Origin of the sequence: Nocardia wallacei (genome assembly GCF_029868745.1) — a bacterium.
Classification (GTDB): Bacteria; Actinomycetota; Actinomycetes; order Mycobacteriales; family Mycobacteriaceae; genus Nocardia; species Nocardia wallacei_B.
In genome coordinates, this window is the sequence record NZ_JARWOP010000021.1 from 1 (window position 1) to 2,170 (window position 2,170).

At 73.5% G+C, this 2,170-nt stretch carries 1 pseudogene; it reads left to right on the forward strand.

Annotated elements, in window-relative coordinates:
• Positions 1-2,170 (forward strand): annotated as a pseudogene (locus tag QH470_RS00770) (hypothetical protein); the annotation flags it as partial.

The window sequence follows — 2,170 nt, forward strand, 5'->3', positions numbered from 1 at the left end:
TGGGGCAGCAGATCGAGAACGGCCGCGCGCAGGCGGAGGCTTTCGACGCGCTCGCGCGATTCATGTACGAGTCGGCGAACACTGTCGAGTTGGAGCAGTACACGCTGCGCGCGATCGGCATCGCGATGGTGGCGACCATCGCGGGGAGTATCGGCACACAGACCCTGACCGCCCGCATCAATGCCGATATCGCTGCCGGGCAGGCGCGGCGCCGCACGCTCACCTGGCTGGTGCAACGCGGCACGGCGTTCAGGGAGGCGTTCCCGCATCTGGCGGCGGCGGCCGGCGGGCTCGTGCTGGGGGCGCTGTCCATGGGCGGGGCGACGGCCGCGGCCCAGTACGCCCAGATCGTGAACGGCCGGGGCGAGCCGGGCCGCGTGACCGAGATGAACTGGAAAGACGTCGGAATCGCGACTCTCGCCGGAAGCGTGGGCGGCGCGACCGGCGGGCTGGTCGCGCGGAGGGTGGCGCCCGGGTTGCAACGTCTGGCCGCCGATGCCGCCCTGCCCATGCCGACGGCACTCGCCGCGCTGGCCGCCGGTGGCCTCAGCGGCGCAGCGGGTGCGCTCACCGGAGGCCTGACGGTGCACGAATTGACCGGCGGCGAGGTCAATCTGGCCGAACTGATGCTCGTGGGCGCGGGTGGCGGCATGGCGGCCGGGCTCGGTATCGGCCTGCACGCCGCCCGCGCGGCGGCGCGGATGCGGCTGCCCGGCGAGGTGGTACCGCGCACTACCTCGGAAAGCTCGGAAAGCCTTGCCCGGTCGCCGGGTCCGGAACCGATCAAGGGGAATTCCGACGGACCCCCGATCGAGTCGACCGGACCCCGGATCGAGTCGGCAGGGGGTGACGGGCACGCGCCGCGCCCGGAGTTGTCACCTGAAATGGTCCGGGCCGGAAACGAGATCGCGGGTGAGTTCGCGCGCACTGTGCGGGCCGACGACTTCGCTCCGGAGGCCCGCCCGGGTGCGCTCGAGTTCGCCGCGACGCATGCTCCCGACGCGCCGGGCGGCTCCGGCAGGTATCGGGAGATCGGCGTGGACCAGTGGCAGCAGATGGCCGACGCCGAGGCGCATCGGATGCTCGCCGGGCTGCAGGGTGGCACGGAGGCTCCGCCCGGGACCGCCGCGTCGCCTCCGGCGTCGCCTTCGGCGGGCGGGTCGGGGTCTCCTGCCGGTGGGGAAGGCCCGTCCGGGGGAGGACGTCCGGCCGGGTCCGGGCAGAACAATGTGTGGGCCAAGATCTTCGACCATATGAAGTCCGGGGCGGTGGGGTCCGAGTCGGCCGCGCCCGCCGCGGGTATGCCGGGCAGATCCGGCTCCGCCACCGGAGAACCGCCCGCGGCCGCGATCGGTGGCGATGCCGGAAATCCACTGATGGCCCTGGCGGGCAACGTCGTTCACGTCGGTGCGGGGGCCGGCCTCGAGGGCGGTCCCGGAGCGGTGCGCGGCGCACTGGGACCGATGATGAACGCCGAGGGCCCGATGCCCGGCACCGGCGGCACCGGCCCGCACGTCGCCGCCGCGCGGGACCTCGGCGGCGGCGGAGTGACCTTCGCGGGGGAACCTGCTGCGACGCAGGGCGGTTCACTGCCCCCCGCCGGTCCCGGGCCGCGAGGCCCCGCACGCGGTGGCGGCCTGAGCGAGTTACCGCCGGACGGGGATTGGGCCTCACTGCTCGATCTCGGCTTCCTCGACGGACCGACGTCGCCGACGCCCGAAACCCCCGGACCACGCCCGGCCGTCGGCCGCGATGCACCGCCTACGCCCGGGCGTGAAGCCCCGGCGGCAGCGCCCGGCCCGACCGAAGCCACCTCCCCGTCCGCTCCCGACGCGAAACCAGCTCCCACGCAGCCTGTTTCGGCACCGAACAACGGCACGCCTCCGCCATCGAACACCCCCGCCCCCACCAATACACAAACGCCACGAGACACCAACGCGAGCGCTACCACATCACCGACCACCCCGACATCGCCCGCATCCCCCGCCACGTCCACAGCGCCGACCACGGCCGCATCGCCGACGACGCCCACACAGCCGGAGTCGGTGCCGCAAGTGGAGACCGGCACCGCACCTGCACACGACCCCGCGGGTTCCAACGCTACGAACGCCGACAATCCGTCGGCGGGTGCTACCACCGCGTCGCCACCCAACCCGGGTGCATCGAACAC